This is a genomic window from Psychrobacter sp. NZS113 (assembly GCF_015864825.1).
Classification (GTDB): Bacteria; Pseudomonadota; Gammaproteobacteria; order Pseudomonadales; family Moraxellaceae; genus Psychrobacter.
In genome coordinates this window covers 163,115-182,544 of sequence record NZ_JADYWL010000004.1, presented here as the reverse complement: position 1 = coordinate 182,544, position 19,430 = coordinate 163,115, and the positions used below count along the sequence as shown (strand labels likewise).

15 protein-coding genes are annotated in these 19,430 nt (G+C 41.9%); 6 read left to right on the top strand and 9 right to left on the bottom strand.

Features of this window, described 5'->3' with window-relative positions; all coding sequences use genetic code 11:
* The first annotated feature begins 59 nt into the window (after positions 1-59).
* The 4 genes from rraA to I6E61_RS07565 all read left to right on the top strand — a co-directional run bounded on the left by rraA (position 60) and on the right by I6E61_RS07565 (position 7,039).
* Complete coding sequence (gene rraA, locus I6E61_RS07580) at positions 60-593, top strand: ribonuclease E activity regulator RraA (RefSeq protein WP_197132570.1); 534 nt, start codon at positions 60-62, stop codon at positions 591-593.
* Between the two features lie 217 nt (positions 594-810).
* Positions 811-4,512, top strand: coding sequence for a transcription-repair coupling factor (gene mfd / locus I6E61_RS07575; protein ID WP_197132567.1), 3,702 nt, complete (start codon positions 811-813; stop codon positions 4,510-4,512).
* A 223-nt stretch (positions 4,513-4,735) separates the two neighbouring features.
* The gene (locus tag I6E61_RS07570; protein ID WP_110922409.1) at positions 4,736-5,170 is read left to right on the top strand and encodes an HIT domain-containing protein; all 435 of its coding nucleotides are present in this window, start codon (positions 4,736-4,738) and stop codon (positions 5,168-5,170) included.
* 585 nt (positions 5,171-5,755) lie between these two features.
* Positions 5,756-7,039, top strand: coding sequence for an adenylate/guanylate cyclase domain-containing protein (locus I6E61_RS07565; RefSeq protein WP_227685727.1), 1,284 nt, complete (start codon positions 5,756-5,758; stop codon positions 7,037-7,039).
* Between the two features lie 105 nt (positions 7,040-7,144).
* Here I6E61_RS07565 and fdx read toward each other — a convergent pair whose 3' ends face one another.
* The 8 genes from fdx to I6E61_RS07525 all read right to left on the bottom strand — a co-directional run bounded on the left by fdx (position 7,145) and on the right by I6E61_RS07525 (position 14,450).
* On the bottom strand, positions 7,145-7,483 hold the full coding sequence (gene fdx, locus I6E61_RS07560) for an ISC system 2Fe-2S type ferredoxin (protein WP_110922411.1): 339 nt from the start codon (positions 7,481-7,483) through the stop codon (positions 7,145-7,147).
* A gap of 70 nt (positions 7,484-7,553) precedes the next feature.
* Positions 7,554-9,434 (bottom strand): Fe-S protein assembly chaperone HscA, encoded by a 1,881-nt coding sequence (hscA, locus tag I6E61_RS07555; protein WP_197132560.1) that lies wholly within the window; start codon positions 9,432-9,434, stop codon positions 7,554-7,556.
* A gap of 328 nt (positions 9,435-9,762) precedes the next feature.
* Entirely contained in the window at positions 9,763-10,344 is a 582-nt protein-coding gene (gene hscB / locus I6E61_RS07550) for a Fe-S protein assembly co-chaperone HscB (RefSeq protein ID WP_197132557.1), read from the bottom strand.
* 119 nt (positions 10,345-10,463) lie between these two features.
* Complete coding sequence (gene iscA, locus I6E61_RS07545; protein WP_110922414.1) at positions 10,464-10,784, bottom strand: iron-sulfur cluster assembly protein IscA; 321 nt, start codon at positions 10,782-10,784, stop codon at positions 10,464-10,466.
* Between the two features lie 225 nt (positions 10,785-11,009).
* Positions 11,010-11,420, bottom strand: coding sequence for a Fe-S cluster assembly scaffold IscU (gene iscU, locus I6E61_RS07540; RefSeq protein WP_110922415.1), 411 nt, complete (start codon positions 11,418-11,420; stop codon positions 11,010-11,012).
* Positions 11,421-11,569: 149 nt separating this feature from the next.
* Positions 11,570-12,796: an IscS subfamily cysteine desulfurase gene (locus tag I6E61_RS07535; protein WP_197132554.1), complete on the bottom strand. Its 1,227-nt coding sequence runs from the start codon at positions 12,794-12,796 to the stop codon at positions 11,570-11,572.
* Entirely contained in the window at positions 12,793-13,302 is a 510-nt protein-coding gene (locus tag I6E61_RS07530; protein WP_197132551.1) for an Rrf2 family transcriptional regulator, read from the bottom strand. The genes I6E61_RS07535 and I6E61_RS07530 overlap by 4 nt, the downstream gene beginning before the upstream one ends.
* 503 nt (positions 13,303-13,805) lie before the next feature.
* Positions 13,806-14,450, bottom strand: a complete 645-nt coding sequence (locus I6E61_RS07525) for a hypothetical protein (protein ID WP_197132548.1) — start codon at positions 14,448-14,450, stop codon at positions 13,806-13,808.
* A gap of 518 nt (positions 14,451-14,968) precedes the next feature.
* On the opposite strand from I6E61_RS07525, the gene I6E61_RS07520 reads away from it, so the two are divergent.
* Together I6E61_RS07520 and I6E61_RS07515 are read left to right on the top strand one after the other, a co-directional pair.
* A complete protein-coding gene (locus I6E61_RS07520; RefSeq protein WP_045445077.1) occupies positions 14,969-15,241 on the top strand; it encodes an HU family DNA-binding protein in 273 nt (90 codons plus the stop codon).
* 384 nt (positions 15,242-15,625) lie between these two features.
* Positions 15,626-17,500: a SurA N-terminal domain-containing protein gene (locus I6E61_RS07515; protein ID WP_197132545.1), complete on the top strand. Its 1,875-nt coding sequence runs from the start codon at positions 15,626-15,628 to the stop codon at positions 17,498-17,500.
* 239 nt (positions 17,501-17,739) lie between these two features.
* On the opposite strand, the gene purH is transcribed toward I6E61_RS07515, so the two are convergent.
* Positions 17,740-19,320 (bottom strand): bifunctional phosphoribosylaminoimidazolecarboxamide formyltransferase/IMP cyclohydrolase, encoded by a 1,581-nt coding sequence (gene purH, locus I6E61_RS07510; protein ID WP_197132542.1) that lies wholly within the window; start codon positions 19,318-19,320, stop codon positions 17,740-17,742.
* Between the last annotated feature and the right edge of the window lie 110 nt (positions 19,321-19,430).

Below are 19,430 nucleotides of genomic sequence, written 5' to 3'. Positions count from 1 at the left end.
GATGAATATCGAGTGAATTAAAGACCCGCCCTAGATAATCAAAAACAAGGAGTTTCACTATGCCAGAATCCATGCAAATGAATAGAGAAAATTTTGTGACTTGTGATTTATTGGATGCCAATCCTGAATCGCAAGTATGTTTGCCAAACATTGAAGGTAAGTCATTTCATAACTTTGGTGGCAAAAACAGATTTTGCGGTGAAATCGTAACAGTGAAGTGCTTTGAAGATAATAGCCGCGTCAAATCACTTCTAAACAGTGACGGTAAAGACAAAGAGGGGCATGGCAAGGTGCTGGTCGTCGATGGTGGCGGCTCAATGCGCTGTGCTCTTTTGGGCGATATGATTGCAGCGTCAGCGATCGACAATGGCTGGGCAGGAATGGTTATCTATGGTTGTGTCCGTGACGTGGATGACGTGGCACAGATGGATATTGGTGTTAAAGCACTCGGTTGTATCCCGCGTAAATCAAATCGCCGTGACGAAGGCCAAACAGATATCGAAATTAGTTTCGGTGATTTAACTTTGAACTCTGGTATGTTTGTTTACGCAGATAACAATGGCATTATCGCTAGTGATAAGCCATTATTTTAACAATAGCTCGATGAGTACTCACTAAAAACCTCAGCTTATAAGTTGAGGTTTTTTCATTTCACGACGATTTTAGGCGGTAATGAGTATTTTAAGGTCTTAATTGACCGTTTAATAAATAGTCAAGTTTTGAGTGACAAACCGTTACGGCATAAATTTTGGTAATTGATGAAATATTCGTATAATAGCTATCTGACTCTTAACTTTGATCCTATTCTATATGCCTATCACTGCTTTGACTGACGCGTTTGACCCTATTAACCAGCAGCTATTTCCTATCCAAAATGCCGAGCGGCGTTGGCTAGCACCTGTGCACGGTGCTGTCAGTAGTTTGTGGTTAGCAAGCTTGGTACAGGGATCCATATGGGATGTGGCTGATCGTCTCAAGGTTGTCGTGACTCGCGACCAAAATCAGCTCAATCAGATAGAGACAGAATTGGCATTTTGCGGCGTGGATGCCCACGTGTTTCCTGATTGGGAAACGCTGACCTATGATGAGCTGTCACCGCATCAAGACATCGTTAGCGAGCGTATCAACCTATTGACGGATATGCCGACATCGGGTGTCTTGCTGATTTCTGTACAGGCGTTGATGCACCGAGTAGCACCGCCAAGCTGGCTGATTGGACAGCATTTTGATTTGAGTGTGGGTGATCAATTTGATATCAACACCCAACGCGGATTACTAGCAAAAGCAGGCTACCGCGCCGTTGAAAATGTTTTTGAGCCGGGTGAGTTTGCCGTACGTGGTAGTATTATCGATATTTTTGCGATGGGTCAGCCTTTTCCGTTACGTCTCGATTTATTCGATGATGAAATTGAAACCATTCGCTTCTTTAATCCACAGACTCAGCGCACGCTGACGGTTGATGATCTCAAATCAATGATGAGTGGTAATGATAGTAGTATGGGCAAGGAGTCGTTGTCGCTACTGCATAAACTGCCAGATATATCAAAGCCTATTCAGCAGTTCCAAATCCTACCCGCAAAAGAATTTCCACTTGATGAAGGGCGTGAGACCTTCCGTACCAACTTTGCCGCGATATTCCCCAATACGAGTAGCCGTAAGTTTGAATTGCATAAAGACGTGATGGCGGGTATTGCCAGCAGTGGGCTTGAATATTATCAGCCATTGTTTTTTGATTTGAAAGACTGGAAAGCAGAGAGTAGTTTATTTGCCTACTTGCCAAGTAATGCGTTATTTATCACTGATGAGTTGATTAACGAAAAGCAGGCAGATTATTGGTCACAAATTCAGCGCCGCTATGAAGAGCGCCGTCATGACATTGACAAGCCTATCGTCGCCCCTGAGCTACTGTATCTATTATCTAATAAGCTCAATGAACATCTCAACGGTTATCCACGCGTTATTCTAAGCGCACGTGATGAGCTAGCATTGATGACAGATGTGGCTGAAGTGGATAATGAGAATTCATTATTAGAGCCTGCATCAAACAAACCACAGGGATTGGTAAGATTAAGTGCCCAAGCACCACCACAGCTAGCGGTAAATCATCAAAAATCTGAACCTCTCGCTGAGCTATTAGCGTTCTTAGAAATACAAGAAAAAACGTCCACACCTGTATTAATCGTTGCTGAAACAGCAGGTCGTCGTGAGATTCTCATCGAGTTGTTTAAAGGCAAAGTCGATATCAAAGCCTATGACAGCTTTGAAGCATTCCTGGTAGCCGATAAAACGAGTGGGGCTGGTCATAATAAATTACCTCAGGTTGGTCTAACAGTCGCACCTATTGAGCGCGGTGTTTATGTGCCTGAGCGTTTGGTGCTGATTAGTGAGACGCAATTGTTTGGTCGGCAAGTATTGCAAACGCGTCGTCGCCGTCAAAGCGGTGTGTCAGAAGAGTTCTTGGTTAAGAGCGTTACTGAAATAACGGAAGGCAGCCCTGTCGTTCATATTGAGCATGGCGTTGGGCGTTATAACGGCCTGATTACTTTAGACGTGGGTGACGGCGAGCAAGAGTTTATTCACCTGAAATATGATGGTGACGCCAGTATTTATGTTCCAGTCGCCAATTTACAAATGATTAATCGCTATAGTGGCGGTGATCCAGCCCTTGCGCCATTGCACAAAATTGGTAGTGGCAAGTGGGATAAGGCCAAACAAAAAGCCTTGGAGCAAATCCATGATGTCGCTGCTGAGCTACTTAATATGCAGGCAAGACGCGAAGCTAAGGTAGGCATTCATTTTAAAATAGACTCGTCACAATATGATTTGTTTGCCAGTCAATTTGCGTTTGAAGAAACGCTTGATCAAGCGAATGCCATTCATGCGGTGATGGAAGATATGAAGCAAAATCAACCGATGGATCGCCTTATTTGCGGGGATGTTGGTTTTGGGAAAACAGAGGTCGCCATGCGTGCAGCTTTTATTGCCGTTAGCGCAGGATACCAAGTGGCGGTACTAGTACCTACAACGTTATTGGCAGGTCAACATGAAGACAACTTCCGTGATCGATTTGCTGATTGGCCAGTACGTATCGAAACGCTATCGCGCTTCGGTGGCAAAAAGCATCAAGATACGGTATTGGCAGACTTGGCGGCTGGCAAGGTCGATATCGTTATTGGTACGCACAAGCTATTACAACCTGATGTCAAATTCTCTAATCTAGGATTGATGATCGTCGATGAAGAACATCGCTTTGGTGTGCGTCATAAAGAGCGTATTAAAGCCATTCAGACTGATGTAGACAGTATGTCTATGACAGCAACGCCTATCCCTAGAACGCTCAATATGGCGCTCTCAGGTATGCGTGATATGTCGATCATTGCTACACCGCCTGCGAGACGCCTAGCGATTAAAACCTTTGTTATGCAAAAGACAGAAGCATTAATGAAAGAAGCCATCTTGCGTGAACTATTGCGCGGTGGTCAGGTGTATCTGCTGCATAATGATGTGGCTAGCATTGAGCGCATGGCAGAGACCATACGCGAGCTAGTTCCAGAGGCGCGAGTAGGCGTGGCTCATGGACAAATGCAGGAGCGCCAGCTGGAGCAAGTGATGCAGCAGTATTATCACAAAAAATTCAATGTGCTAGTATGCTCGACCATCATCGAGACAGGTATTGATGTGCCTAATGCCAATACTATTATCATTGAGCGTGCTGATAAATTCGGTTTGGCTCAGTTGCATCAGCTACGTGGTCGCGTCGGCCGTAGCCATCATCAGGCGTACTGTTATTTGCTTGTACCGTCTATCAAAGGCCTCAAGGGCGATGCGAAGCGCCGCCTGCATGCTATTGAACGTGCCAACACATTGGGCGCAGGTTTTATGCTGGCCAGTGAGGATTTAGAGATTCGTGGGGCAGGTGAGATACTCGGTAAGCAGCAAAGTGGTAATATGCAGGTGATTGGCTTTAGCTTATATATGGATATGCTAGAACGTGCGACGAAAGCGATTAAAGCGGGTAAACAGCCTGATTTAAGTACACCGCTGTCACTCACCAGTGAAATCAATCTACACAGCTCAGCATTGATACCAGAAGAGTACTTGCATGATGTGCATCAGCGCTTATTATTTTACAAACGTATTAGCAATGCCGATGATAAAGAGGCACTGACGGATATCCGGACTGAAATGATTGACCGTTTTGGTATATTACCAGATCAAACTAAGCAGCTTTTTGCTATCCATGGTCTGCGTTTACAAGCAGAACCATTGAAGATTAACAAAATCGATGCCAATGGTAGTAGTATGACGTTAGAGTTTGCCCCTGATACGCCCGTCGATGCTTTAGCGATTATTAAACTGATTCAAACAGATGGTCAGCGCTATCGTATGAATGGCGCGTCTGGTATCCGTTACCAAAATGCTGATAAACTGGAAACGCCACAACAGCGTGTTACGGTCATTCAAGAGCTGTTGCACTATTTTAGCCAGCATATGGTGTCAGAGCCTGCTTAGCTTTATTCTATAATGGCTATTTGCTATACAGATGAATGAGAAGATTAGCCAAGTCGTTCACACAGATAGTTTAAAGACAAAACGCCAAGGCAATGAGTCATGGCGCTATTTTATCGGATAGATTACTGATAAAATAATGAGACTATATTTTATTTACTCATATTTTAGCTTTCTATATTTTTGATTTCTTTTATTTGAGATCCATAACAAGAGAACCGTCATTATGTTCCAACTTCATCATAAACTTGCTGCTGATAGCTTTTTAGTGGGTGATTTTCCGCTATCGACGTGCCGTTTAATCAATGATTGCCAGTTTCCTTGGTTGATATTGGTGCCACGTGTATCAGGTATCAAAGAGTTATATGAGTTATCTGAAACAGACCAAGTACAGTTTTTACGTGAGTCGAGCTGGCTATCAAGCCAACTGGCCAAGACTTTCCAAGCGGATAAGATGAATGTAGCAGCACTAGGCAATCAAGTACCACAGTTACATTTTCATCATATCGTACGTTATCAAAACGACATGCAGTGGCCAAACCCAGTATGGGGTGTCCCTGCCGTTCCTTATACCAAAGAAGTATTGGCACAAATGCAGCAAACTCTAATGATGGCGCTACGTGGTCATCACCAAATGCCGTTTGATTGGCAAATGAAATAAAGCGTTAAGCCACAATTACATCAATAAAAAATACATACTCAATTATTTGAAATCTATTTCATCTCAATTAAAACTGAAAAAAGCCAGATAATAAATATCTGGCTTTTTTGTTTTTAACTTAAACAATGAACATTGTTATTTTAATTTAATTAGGTATTAAGACGAATTAAATGATAAATGGTGTTCTTTCGGTTATGAATGGTATGGGATTTATAACCTTTAAGAAGTATAATATAGTATCAGACCATACTTATGTCCAATTAGTCATAAAAATAGGTAATATACTTATAATCATGTCTCTTGGCTTCTCCTATATAGTCCATTCAATTTAAAAGTAGTACAAGGCAACCAAGTGTAGATGTATATTAGATACTTCAAGCGCGGTTAACGCAGTAATACTTTTATAGTGGAATGACCATAGCCTATTTTGCTTAAGCGAACACTCATATGACTACTTTAGACAGGTTGAGACCGGAGCTTCTGACAAAAGAGGAAGTACACGATAAGGTTGACTATCCAGAGGTTTTCGTACTAATACTTACGGTTATACTCCTCGCATTCCATTTTGACTTTAGACCGACTGCAATGGCACTTCTTGTCATTGTTGGTCTGCCAAGCTTGTTAATTCTAATCTATAATTATCGTCGCCAAGCCAGCTTTTGGACATCTAATATTGTCATTATTTTACTGTCTATGGTGATTGGGTCGATAGAGTTGCATATGATTATTTCGCTTAGTCTAGCGGCATTAATAGGTCTTAGAATCATTGTTAGTAGCCCTGAAAATCGTATAAAATTGATCATTGTATCCGTAATAACGGTTATTATTTTTTATTATGTCAGTGTTATTTTAAAGATTCCCAAGCTAGAAGGTTATGATGATTGGATAACGCCTGTCATATTGTTAGCTAGCATGATCGTTGTTTTATGTCGATTTACGTGTTTTTATAGAAAATATATCCGTTATGAAGCCCGCTCTCATCAGGCAGTTGGGCGACTAACTAGCGCAGTCTCTGTTATCAATAAATTAACACGCTTTGTTCCACTACAAGTTTGGGAGCCAATCGTAAGAGCAGATATACCAGTGAACGTTTCTAATAAACGTGCCAAGCTGACGATTATGTTCTCAGATATTATTGGTTTTACTGAGTTGTCTGATAGCCTTAGCGCGGATAATTTGGCCGATATCTTGAATACCTACATGCATAGCATGACGTTAATTGCCAATAAACACGGTGCAGTGCTTGATAAGTTTGTTGGTGATGGCATGGTATGCTTTTTCGGTGAGCCCAATAGTCAAGGTACGCGTCAAGATGCTTTGAGCTGTCTTGAGATGGCAATAGACATGCGACGTGAAATGCGTACATTGAGACAGAAATGGCGCCTTATGGGTTTTGAAGGGCTATATATACGTATTGGCATTACAACAGGTTATTGCCATGTGGGTAATTTTGGTAGTAACAATCGTCTCAGCTATACATTGATTGGTAAAGAGGCCAATTTAGCTGCGAGACTAGAGTCTAGTGCTGGCAAAGACGAGATATTGATCAGTGAAAGTACTTATGACTATGTTTGTCACAATTATGAGTGTCAGCATGCTGGTGCATTTCATCTGAAAGGATTTGATAGGAAGGTACAAGCATGGCGAGTCTTTGATCCTGACATCAATAAAGCTAATTTATCGAAATGGGTCGATTACACACTGCCTGGATTTAATTTGCACTTAAACTTTAAAGACATGAATCATAACGATTATCAAGATATTAGAGCTCGATTGAACTTTGCGCTTGGACGTATTGAACAAGAAAACGAAAAAAATGAAAACGAAATTGATGCAGAAAATAAACGAAATGATAAAGGTAATAAGTAAGCCGCGTTGAAAATTAATAATTTTTAAACGTACATATAAAAAGCCAACGATCATAAGGATCGTTGGCTTTTTATATAAAAATAAAAAAGAGCTTTCTACAAGTGCCTAATGATTTTCTTTAGCATGGTTTAGGGTATATTTAGGAACTTCGATGGTTAGGTCTTCGTCTTCAACTATCACTTGGCAGGACAGACGTGAATCAGGCTCTAACCCCCAAGCACGATCTAATAAGTCAGCTTCGATATCATCCATCTCTTCCAGACCATTAAAGCCTTTACGTACGACTACATGGCAAGTTGTGCATGCTTTTGACATCTCACAAGCATGCTCAATTTTAATGCCTTTCTCTACTAGTGCTTTGCATAAGTTACTGCCGGCCTCTAGCTCGACTTCAGCGCCTTCAGGACAAATCTCGTGGTGGGGTAATACAGTAATCTTTGGCATAAATCGTCTTTCCGATGCTAATCAATTTAAAGAAATGAAAATATAATGAAGATGCTATTCAGCAAATATGCTACCAATCTTGGGCGCTCGTACCAGCCATACTGGTTTTAACACTCTGATTCATAATACGGGCGGCAAAAGCATCACTATGGGGCTTGAGTTGTGCTTGTTGTGCTTCAATAAGTGCTAAGTCATTAGTGCTCAGTACTTCTTGCATCAATTGTATTTGATCAGCCAGTGATTGCTGCTCTTTAGAAGATAGTAAGGCTGCAAACTCATTAAGTGCCGATTGTAGTGCTAATATTTCACGCTCAGCCTCTACTTTGGTTTCGATTAAAGAGCGTGCATTTTTGTCTTCTTCTGCATGCTTAAATCCTGCAATCAATAACTGCTCTTTTTGTTCGTCTGACAACCCATAAGAAGGCACAATTTCAATCTTACTTTCTGTTTTGGTTGTGGTCTCTTGTGCGCTGACCGTTAGCTGACCGTTGGCATCAATACTAAAGGTAACCTCAATACGGGCAAACCCAGCCTTCATGGAAGGAATGCCATACAATTCAAAGCGTCCAAGTGAGCGGCAGTTATCGACAGTTTCACGTTCACCCTGTACAACATGGATTACCATGCCTGTCTGACCGTCTTGATAAGTCGTAAATACTTGACGTTTTTTAACAGGGATAGGGGTATTGCGCGGTATGAGCACTTCGACTAGGCCACCCATAGTCTCAAGACCAAGTGATAGCGGCGTCACGTCTAGCAATAGTAGGTTATTGTCACTATCACCATTGACCAGTTGATGTGCTGTCTGCGCTGCGCCTAGAGCGACTACCTCATCTGGGTTGAGACGGCACAGTGGCTGCTTGGCAAAGAATTCAGTCACGACTTGCTGGATAGCAGGCATACGTGTAGAGCCACCAACCAAGATAACTTCGTCCAAATCAGTACTAGAAAGTTTTGCATCACGTAGTACTTGCTCGCAGACACTTAAAGTACGGCGGCTAACAGGTTCTACGATAGTCATGATATCTGCACGGCTCAATACACCTTGATAAGACTGAGTATTGACGACAATGTCGATATCAACTTGTTCACTATCAGTCAGTGCTTGCTTATATGCTTTGGCTTGTTGCGCAAGTATTGACTTGTCATGAAGACTGACATCTTTTGGATCGATATCCAGTTGTTTGATAAGCCAATTGGTGATGAGGCGATCGATATCGTCACCACCTAATGCACTGTTACCACCAGTGGCTAGTACTTCAAAGACGCCGTCAGTCAGCTTTAAGATAGAGACATCAAACGTACCGCCACCTAAATCGTAAATTAGATAGTAGCTTTCTTTTTCGCTAGCTTCTGTGGCTTGATCGAGACCATAAGCAACAGCAGCAGCAGTTGGTTCGTTCAGTAAACGCAGTACCTTAATACCAGCTGCTTGAGCCGCATCTTTGGTCGCTTGGCGTTGCGCTTCATCAAAATAAGCCGGTACAGTAATGACGGCGCCTTCGATACTGTCTGCAGGCAATGCGCTTGCTGCACGTTGCTCAAGCGCCGCTAATATACGGGCAGAAACCTCAACAGGAGATACTTCACCCTGAGCGGTAACAAAAGCTGGCATGTCATCTTTATTGCCACTCAATTCGTAAGGATGAGAGAACTTGATATCCGCCTGGCTACGACCCATAAAGCGCTTAGCCGAGACGATCGTATTTTTTGGATCATCCGCTAAGTGGGCTAGGGCATCATAACCAACCAATGGCTTGCCAGTGCTTGGGTAATAAACAACAGACGGTAACAAGGTATCAGTGCTGGTATTTGCTTCTAATACTTGCGCCTTGCCTGAACGTACCACAGCGACCAACGAGCGTGTGGTGCCAAGATCGATTCCTAAACCAAAACGATGCTGGTGAGGTTGTGCACTTTGATTGGGTTCGGCAATTTGCATTAAAGACATAAAATAACTCAAAGATAAAATGAATAAGTGAAATGGGGTAAGTGCAACATAGGCATTACGACAGTCTGACAATTACAGTCAAAATATTTATCAAGTAATATGGCGCTAACCTAACGTGTTAACTAATACTGCTATATATGCTCGGTTGCCTTGTATCAATTCTAGACTGTCTCGACTATGTTCTCTACCATACAAATAGAGTCGTACAACGGCCAATAAGTTTTGGGATACATGATTATACGGTATAGTCGGTACTATTTTAACCAAATATTTTTTAACTAAATATCTACAACCTAGCCTTTGGATAAAATAAATTGTTCACAGCTATCTAAACGTATAAATCATCGTCATCTGAATGCGCCGCAGCTGCAACGTCATCAAGACCAGTCGTGACATCTGCATTTAACTTGACCAAAAACTTCAATTTTTGTGTCGCATCAATCGCCGTTTGCCAATCTTGGCTGTCATAAGCATGGCTAAAGCGCTCAGATTGTTTTGCGAGACGCTCTGTGATTTGAGGATGTAACTGCTGCAAGGCTGGAAGATCTTTGCCTTCAATAGCGTCATCCAAATCCATTCGCATTTCCATCGCATCTTCTAAGAAGTCTAAATCTGCAATTGAATGCTCTAGATTTTGAGCTTGATCTGCTATATCTAGTAGGTAACTAGCACGACTATCAGGCGATCTAAGCGTTTGATAAGCTTGATTGATCAGTGCTGAATATTTTTCAGACTGTAGTTGTGCTTGAGCAATGTCAGCCTGGTTTTTAGCAACATTATCAGGGTGATAACGTTTTTGTAGCAGACGTAGATGTTGATCGAGACTGTCTTGATTGACTTCAAATTGTACTGGTTGCTCAAATAAAGCAAAGAAGTTATCAAACTGTGCTTCTGGTGTGATGTCTGTCATATCATACGCCTTGCTTTTTATTTGTTTGAAATATCTGTCTGACGCTCTATTATTGAGTCTACAATCTGGATTGCAGCGTAGACTATTTTTCGAGCGTAAAGGTTGAAAGATTTAAATCATTAAACTGTAAATGACTCACCGCAACCACATTCGCCTTTCTGGTTAGGGTTACTGAACTTAAAGCCTTCGTTGAGACCTTCTTTTTCATAATCCATCAACAAACCATCTAAATATACCAAGCTTTTAGGATCGATAAAGATGCTAACGTCTCGGCTTTCATAACGTGTGTCGTTTTCGTCAGGTGTATCTACAAACTCTAAAACATAAGCTAGGCCTGAGCAACCCGCTGTGCGGATACCGACTCGAATGCCTTCACCTTTGCCGCGATTGTCCAAAAAGTCTCGAACATGCTGAGCGGCGCGTTCTGTCATTTCAATCATGCCAACTCCCATTGACTATTAATTATAAGTATCAATAAAAAAATCTGTATAGACTGGCAACTGAAATTACGAGATTGCCAAGATAATATGCTAGCGGCTCTTAGAAAATAAAAGGTGACAATTACATAAGTGTCATTGTCACCTTTTTAGCATCAGCAGCTGTTTAACGTGTTGCTACTATAGCGCTGCTAATACCATGCAGCACATAGGCTAGTAGGTTTAGCCTTAGATAACAGCTTCTTCAGTTGCTGCTGCTACGCCATGCTTACCTTTATAGTCGCTAATAGCGGCTTTAATAGCATCTTCTGCAAGTACAGAGCAATGCACTTTTACTGGTGGTAATGCCAATTCTTCAGCAATGTGACTGTTCTTGATTTCGCCAGCTTGGTCTAGGCTTTTGCCTTTTAGCCACTCAGTAACGAGTGAGCTTGAAGCAATAGCTGAACCGCAGCCATAAGTTTTAAAGCGTGCATCTTCGATAATACCATTATCATCGACTTGGATTTGTAGACGCATCACATCGCCACATGCTGGAGCACCGACCATACCGGTACCAACATTTTTGGCATTTTTATCAAGGTTGCCAACGTTGCGTGGGTTTTCGTAATGATCAATAACTTGGTCGCTATAGGCCATGGGGTTTTCTCCTAGTTAGATAATGAGCAGTAGCTGATTGGTTTGAACGCTGCTACTCATTGATAATTGGGGTCAAACACTTAATCGTAATTGTCTGATCAATCGGTTAATGGCTATGTTCGATAGCCATATCTTCGTTTTTGGTAATTTTAGTGCTCAGCCCATTCGACTGAATCTAAATCAACGCCATCTTGGTACATATCCCAAAGTGGTGATAGGGCACGTAATTTGTCAACGGCTTCATGCATTTGCTTGATAACGGTGTCGATATCTTCTTCAGTCGTATAACGACCAAAGCTAAAGCGGATAGAGCTATGTGCCAATTCATCTGGACGGCCAATAGCACGTAATACATATGATGGCTCAAGCGTCGCTGACGTACAGGCCGAGCCTGATGAGACAGCCAAGTCTTTAAGTGACATCATCAGCGACTCACCTTCAACGAAGTTAAAGCTGATGTTCACAATGTTAGGAACGCTATGCTCTAAATCACCGTTTAAGTAAATCTCTTCAATATCTTGTAGACCATCCCACAGCTTTTGGCGTAGTTTTGCTGCGTGGGCATTGTCTTCTTTATATCTGTCATTGGCTAGAGCAAATGCTGCGCCAAGACCAACGATTTGATGCGTAGGCAAAGTACCTGAACGCATGCCACGCTCGTGACCACCACCATGTTGCTCAGCTTTTAGACGAATACGTGGCTTGCGGCTAACAAACAGAGCACCGATACCTTTAGGACCGTAGGCTTTATGACCTGAGAAGCTCATCAAGTCGATTTTCATCTCTGCAAGATTGATCAATACTTTACCCACTGATTGTGCACCATCAACATGGAAAACCACACCAGCTTCGCGAGTGATTTCACCAATCGCTTTCACATCAGTAAGCGTACCAAGCTCATTGTTAACCATCATAAGTGATACTAGGATTGTATCCTCACGTAGCGCTTCTTTAACTTGTTCTGGCAAGATTAGCCCAGTGCTTGGTTGCGGCTCAAGATAAGTGATCTCAAACCCTTCTTGCTCAAGCTCACGGCAGGTATCTAGTACCGCTTTGTGTTCAATTTTACTGGTGATAATGTGCTTACCACGAGACTGGTAAAAATGTGCAGCACCTTTAATAGCTAGGTTGTCAGACTCAGTAGCACCAGAGGTAAAGACGATTTCGCGTGGATCAGCGTTAATGACTTCAGCCACTTGTTGACGCGCTGTCTCTACTGCTTCTTCTGCTTGCCAGCCGTAACCGTGCGAGCGCGAGGCTGGGTTACCAAAGATACCGTCTACAGTCAAATACTCGCTCATTTTGGCAGCTACTGATTTAGCAACTGGAGTAGTGGCGGCATAATCTAAGTATATAAGGTTGTTATGTTGGCTCATGCTGGGTTTGCCTCGCTGTTCGATAGAGTAATAGTATTGATGTCTTTTATGGAAATCTCTTTAGTAGAGCTATGCTGACGTTCGGAAACTGACTGCACGTTTTCCATGTCTAATAATTGTGCTAATGTTATATTATTCAAGTACTGTTCGATATGATTTGACAGTGCACACCATAAATCATGGGTTAAGCACATTGTACCACCTTGGCAATCACCACGTCCTTCACACTGCATCGCATTCACAGACTCATCGACGGCAGATATGATGCTCATCACATCTATCTCGTCTAATGGCTTAGCCAAATGATAACCACCGGCTGCACCGCGAATACTGGTAACGAGTCCACGTTTGCGAAGTTTGGAGAATAATTGCTCAAGATAAGAGATAGAAATCGATTGCCGTTTGGCTATATCAGATAAGGATACTGCACTTTCTTGTTGGCTGGTTTGTAATGCCAAATCTAGTAACGCAGTAACGGCATATCTGCCTCGAGTAGTCAAACGCATGTGTTATCTCCAAACTGTTATGTCATTTTAGTTAACAACGATCTTAGCGAGATGATATCTACAATAACTTATATAAATACGCAAACTACGGATATAAATCATAGGGCAGCTAAGTTGTGTCTTATCGTTATTAAACAACAGATGATTGACCCGATGTGTGCAACGATTGGACCAATTATACTTAATCCCGAGTAATTTAGTCAAGATTAAAGTGTGGTTGAATGGTTAATCTAGCTTATTACTACGATTGATAAAAACAATGGTATTTAGAAGCAGTCATAAAACAGTTTAGTAGTGGTGATTATAGAGAGTGGGCTTAGAGTTTTTGAATGTACTGAGAAACAGAAGGTTGTAAGATTGTCTGCCTACTATGTTGAGTTGACTAAGTGTTGAAGTGACTAAGTATTGAGGTGGTTAAGAAGCAAAAAGCGGCAGATATCCTGTAATGGATATCTGCCGCTTTTTATTAAGCCATCGTTCTAAATTATGACGTACCATTGAGATTAATTCATTAATAACGCAATGATAGTGCCAATCATAATGATAAGAGCAGCGACCGTCACAATAACAAGTATCTTTTGCTTACTTTGTAATTCCTTGACGGTGGTTTCAAGTTCACGGTTTTTGATAGTAAGAGTGTTTATCTGGGTTTGTTGTTCTTTAATGCGTAACTTATAGTTTTCCTTTTTTTCTGCTAGGTCGGCTTCAGTTGGCTTAGATTTACCTTTGCCACCTTTTATCTTTTTGATTAAGCCTTGAATTAAGCTGCCTAAACCAAGTTGCATGATGAATTGTTTGACCAACTGTACTTGTACAGACTCACCGCGCATTTGTAACTTTTCAGTCGTTTCACTGTCATGAGTGGTAATGGCATTGATGACTTGGAGACTGTAGGCATTGATGATGACATCAGGTTCGCTACGATCTATAGGTAACTGGGCATCTAGCAATACGCCTTTGGTACTAAAAGTGGCAAAAATTTCAACGTGCGGCAAGTACAATCGCAATGCTACAACAGTACCTTGCTTAGCAAGCGGATAAGCAGCTCTACGCAGTTCAGGATCTAAACGTAACAATAATGTCAGCGCCGACTCGATGAACACCAGAATGATATTAGAAAAAGAGTGAGACAACGTAGAACGCTTCATGTAAATAATCCGTTTTTTTATTTGGCAAATTATAGGCAAAAGACAATCAAGGGTCAAAATTGACGCAAAATGTGCAGTAATATTTTGCTTATAGTAACGCCTTTATAATAAAAAGTAACGCTAGTTTCTGTCAGTTGGTAAATTATTACTTTACAATTTGTTAGGCAATAAAGACACGAGTGTTTGTGACTGATGGTGTATTAATGTGACCTGACTAGGGCTAGACGATAAGATAATATATAGATATGTCTTTAAGATAAGATCATATTAATTTAACATTGTGCCTTGATAGAACCGTTGAAGATACTTTGCGTAACATTGAGTGTCAAATACGTAGTGTAGTGAACAAAAATATGTAAAATCGCTTGCGCTCCTTATGCTGCCTTGATATAAAGACGATAACAAAGCGAAACCTGTTAATACGTCAGTCAGGCAGTTTTTATTGCTTAAATGCTATGAGAGCGTTACAATGCTTGGCGTGAGCGTTTATTATCCCCCTTAAACTTGAAGGAAATTTTATGAATAAGTCAGAATTAATTGATAGCATCGCAGACAAAAGTGGTCTAAACAAAACCCAAGCTGGTGATGCATTGAATGCTGTTATGGAAAGTGTTGGTGAAGCGCTAGAAGCTGGCGATAGCATCTCATTAGTTGGTTTTGGTACTTTCAGCGTAAAAGACCGCAAAGCGCGTACTGGCCGTAACCCTAAGACTGGTGAAGAGCTTAGCATCCCTGCAAGCAAAGTACCTAGCTTCAAAGCTGGTAAAAACTTAAAAGAGCGCTTGAACTAAGCCATACTATTATCAGTAAGCGCTGGGTTATGACGTGATATACGAATAAACATAGCGCTTACTAATAGTAAAGTAGATGATGATTTAGAGTATGGTTTAACGTCATACTCTAAGTCATAAAAAAGCACCTAATATTTGGGTGCTTTTTTTATTGCGATAGTTTGTATCATACAACGTGAATATTTTGAGTCTACACCAAAAATCACGTATCATAGGGCGCGCGATAGATGCGTTGTTGAAACTAGGCTGCTTTAGTCAGTCTTGTCTTTCTATATAAAATGCACGCGCGCTTACTTTTACCATTGCCTGCTTAGATAGCATTGATATTCATATTAATATTACAATGGTTTTTCATCAATATAGGTTAATACAGCAGAGATAACTATGGATAAATTGCGCGATTTCTTAAAAAGCTGGCCAGGTCGCATTTTATTGATTTTATGCCTATCGCCGCTCGCTCTATTGGGTGTCGAAAGCTACTTTGGCGGTGGAGTCGATCCCAACCAAGTCGCTCAGGTAGGTGATGCAAGCGTAGGGCTGACCGAATATCAGTCTGCTGTCAATAGCCGTCGTACTGAAATATTAGAACAAGTTGAGGATGCCAGTCTATTAAATGAAGATGTGTTGCACGAGCAAGTTCTAAAAGGTCTTATTGATCGTACGCTATTAGAGCAGCAAGCAGGAAAGCTTGGTATGACTGTTTCTGATGACACAATTAATCGTTTGTTGCGTCAAGAAGAAGTTTTTCAGGATGCTGATGGTAATTTCTCTAACGATCAATTTGCGAACTTTTTGCGTCAGCGCGGTATGACAAAGAATCAGTTGTTTGCTGAATTTCGCAATCAGTTAAGCTTGGATCAGCTTAATGCCAGTATCGTCGGTACAGCAGTATATCCAATGCAAGCGGTCAGTCAGTTGATAGATCTGCAGCTTGAGTCGCGCAACGTCTGGTTGCATCGCTTCAATTGGCAAGACTATACCGATCAGGTGAAATTGAGCAAAAATGACATACAAGCCTATTATGATGCCAATAAAGACACGCTAAAAAGTGCGGCAATGGTAGATTTGGCTTATCTGCAACTCAGTCCCCAAACTATCCAAGTGACAGATGTTACAAAAGAAGACTTGCAGCAGCAGTATGAAGCTTATAAGCAAGAGCAAGCCATCGTTGATGAGCGTCAAGTTAGTCAAATTCTATTGACAGGTGATAATGCTAAGACAAGAGCAGATAGCGTTAAGGCTCGTTTAGACAAAGGGGCATCGTTTGTAGCATTGGCCAAATCAGAGTCAGATGATCCATCAGGAGAGACGGGTGGTAGTATCGGTCGCTTTAACGCTTCTGTATTCGGCAATGACGCGACAGCAGTTGAAAAAGCGTTAGAAGGATTGAGTGTTGGTGATATCACCGCACCCATCAAGACCAGCTTTGGCTATCAGATATTTACGGTGACCGAAGACAACGGTAGTAAAATACCGACTCTAGAGAGCATGCGCGATGACTTAACAGCCAAGGCTACCGAGTATAAGCGTCAGGAAATGTATGCTGATAAAGTGACATCGATTAATGATATGGCAGCAGATGGCTTTAGTATTGAAGACATTGCTCAACAAGAGAACGTGTCGTTGAAACGTCTCAAAGATTACCGTAAAGAGAACAACACATCAGTACTGTCACAACCTGCGGTGATCAAGCAAGCATTTGATGAGTTTACCATTCAAGATCAAGCAGTGACCGCTGGTATCGAAGTGGGTAATGGCACAGTATGGGTGCAGCCAAGCAATTATCGTCCTACTAAAACGCTGGTTTTATCTGCTGCTACACCAAGAATTACCCAGATACTACGTCAGCAGAAAGCCACAGCATTGGCATTGAAAGAAGCCAAATCGTTGGTTGCTGGTATTAAAACGTCAGCTGATATTAGTAAGCAGCCAGTCAGTCTTCAATCATTGGGTGCAGTGAATCGTCAAACGACGCTATTGACAGAAAAAGAGCGTGGATTGGCTTTCAGTCAGCAAGCGGCTAATAATGGTGTGGTTGCTGTTGCGAGCGAAACAGAAACGGGTGCTACTCTGTTGGTTGGTGATCGTATCAAGACAGAACCACAGTCTCCATTATCTGATGCGCAAAGAGCGCAAACGGCTAGCATTATCCGTGATAACTTAGGTCAGGATCAGCTACAAGACTATTTAGATTATCTACGCTTGGTGTATAAAGTTGAGATTAATGAAGCCAATATGTCAAATGCGCAAGGGCGCTAGAGATAAAGGTGTTGAAATAAGTATATTAAAATAAGGGTATTAAGGGAAATATGATTTACTTGTTAAACCGTATCTTCTAAATATTCTTATCAAATTTGAAATATAAAAAAGCCACTATTTATAGTGGCTTTTTTAATGGATATTGCTTTTATCATAAGAATGTAGCATTGATAGCAATATAAAGTTTCATTCTGCTATTAATGCTATTAATGCTATTTTTCAAGGTGATAAAACACATTTTAATGGCGGAAATGGCGCATACCAGTGAAGACCATTGCAATGCCATGCTCATTGGCTGCAGCGATGGTTTCGTCATCACGCATAGAGCCACCTGGCTGGATAATGGCAGAGATGCCTACTGCAGCAGCGTTATCGATACCATCACGGAATGGGAAGAACGCGTCTGATGCCATGACAGCACCTTCAGTCGCTAGTCCAGCGTGCTCTGCTTTGATAGCAGCAATACGAGCTGAGTTAACGCGGCTCATCTGACCTGCGCCAACACCGATAGTGCGTTGCCCTTTGGCATAGACAATGGCGTTAGATTTGACGTATTTTGCTACGTTCCAGCTGAACAGTAGATCAGCAATTTGTGCTTCAGTCGGCTGTACATCAGTGACGATTTTTAGGTCATTGGCGGTAATCAAACCAAGATCTTGCTCTTGGACGAGTAGACCACCATTAACGCGCTTATAGTCTAGTTGGATATCGCGTTGATCTGGGGCTGGTAACTCGCCGCATACCAATACACGTACGTTTTTCTTAGCAGCAGTCGCTTCAAGCACACCGTCTTCGATACTAGGCGCGATAATCACTTCTACAAATTGATTGTCGATAATGGCTTTTGCTGCTGCAAGCGTCAATGGGCGGTTAAAGGCAATGATACCACCGAAAGAAGACTCAGGATCAGTGCTGAAAGCGGTGTTATAAGCAGCTACCTGATCATTATCAACTGCGACGCCACAAGGGTTTGCATGCTTGACGATGACGCAGGCAGGTGTGCTAAAGGCTTTTACACACTCAAGAGCCGCATCAGTGTCAGCGATATTGTTATAAGACAGTGCTTTACCTTGTAGTTGCTTGGCAGTCGCTATAGAGGCTTGTTGGCTCTTTAGTGGCTGATTTTCGATATAGAAAGCAGCGTTTTGATGTGGGTTTTCGCCGTAGCGTAGGTCTTGGACTTTTTCAAGCTGTACATTGAATGTACGTGAAAAGTTTTCTGCTTCTTGGTTTTTGTTAACACGACTGCCTAAGAAGTTGGCAATCATACCGTCGTACTGTGCCGTATGTTCAAAAGCCTTAACTGCTAAGTCGTAGCGTAGAGCAGTTGTCAATGCAGTACCATCACCTAAAGCAGTAAGGATGCGATCATAATCAGCCGGATCAGTCACGATACCCACATGGGCGTGATTTTTGGCAGCTGAACGGACCATGGTAGGGCCGCCGATATCGATGTTTTCGATGGCATCGTTCATCGTGACATCAGCACGAGCAATCGTTTCAGCAAACGGATATAAATTCACCACCACCAAATCTATACGGTCAATCGCATGCTCACTCATGACAGCATCGTCTGTACCACGGCGTCCTAAGATACCACCATGAATTTTAGGGTGTAGTGTTTTGACACGACCGTCCATCATTTCAGGGAAACCGGTATAGTCTGATACCTCTGTCACATCAACGTTATTTTCTGTGAGTAACCGATAAGTACCGCCAGTAGATAGCAAGCCAAAGCCTGCTTTAATAAGGCCCTGAGCAAATTCAACGATATTAGATTTGTCGGAGACCGATAACAATGCAAGTGGGGTAGTACTCATAAAAAAACTTCCATAAAAAAAGCCTGACGTAAACGTCTGGCAAGGTGATGAAGACAATTATTGCAAGCAGTATCACAATGGATAATGTCATGAATATTAAATTGCCATAC

What these genes read in the sequence shown, in the direction of transcription:
- rraA (WP_197132570.1), top strand. Translation starts at nt 60, where the DNA reads ATGCCAGAATCCATGCAAATGAATAGAGAAAATTTTGTGACTTGTGAT.
- mfd (WP_197132567.1), top strand. Translation starts at nt 811, where the DNA reads ATGCCTATCACTGCTTTGACTGACGCGTTTGACCCTATTAACCAGCAG.
- I6E61_RS07570 (WP_110922409.1), top strand. Translation starts at nt 4,736, where the DNA reads ATGTTCCAACTTCATCATAAACTTGCTGCTGATAGCTTTTTAGTGGGT.
- I6E61_RS07565 (WP_227685727.1), top strand. Translation starts at nt 5,756, where the DNA reads ATGGCACTTCTTGTCATTGTTGGTCTGCCAAGCTTGTTAATTCTAATC.
- fdx (WP_110922411.1), bottom strand. Translation starts at nt 7,483, where the DNA reads ATGCCAAAGATTACTGTATTACCCCACCACGAGATTTGTCCTGAAGGC.
- hscA (WP_197132560.1), bottom strand. Translation starts at nt 9,434, where the DNA reads ATGTCTTTAATGCAAATTGCCGAACCCAATCAAAGTGCACAACCTCAC.
- hscB (WP_197132557.1), bottom strand. Translation starts at nt 10,344, where the DNA reads ATGACAGACATCACACCAGAAGCACAGTTTGATAACTTCTTTGCTTTA.
- iscA (WP_110922414.1), bottom strand. Translation starts at nt 10,784, where the DNA reads ATGATTGAAATGACAGAACGCGCCGCTCAGCATGTTCGAGACTTTTTG.
- iscU (WP_110922415.1), bottom strand. Translation starts at nt 11,420, where the DNA reads ATGGCCTATAGCGACCAAGTTATTGATCATTACGAAAACCCACGCAAC.
- I6E61_RS07535 (WP_197132554.1), bottom strand. Translation starts at nt 12,796, where the DNA reads ATGAGCCAACATAACAACCTTATATACTTAGATTATGCCGCCACTACT.
- I6E61_RS07530 (WP_197132551.1), bottom strand. Translation starts at nt 13,302, where the DNA reads ATGCGTTTGACTACTCGAGGCAGATATGCCGTTACTGCGTTACTAGAT.
- I6E61_RS07525 (WP_197132548.1), bottom strand. Translation starts at nt 14,450, where the DNA reads ATGAAGCGTTCTACGTTGTCTCACTCTTTTTCTAATATCATTCTGGTG.
- I6E61_RS07520 (WP_045445077.1), top strand. Translation starts at nt 14,969, where the DNA reads ATGAATAAGTCAGAATTAATTGATAGCATCGCAGACAAAAGTGGTCTA.
- I6E61_RS07515 (WP_197132545.1), top strand. Translation starts at nt 15,626, where the DNA reads ATGGATAAATTGCGCGATTTCTTAAAAAGCTGGCCAGGTCGCATTTTA.
- purH (WP_197132542.1), bottom strand. Translation starts at nt 19,320, where the DNA reads ATGAGTACTACCCCACTTGCATTGTTATCGGTCTCCGACAAATCTAAT.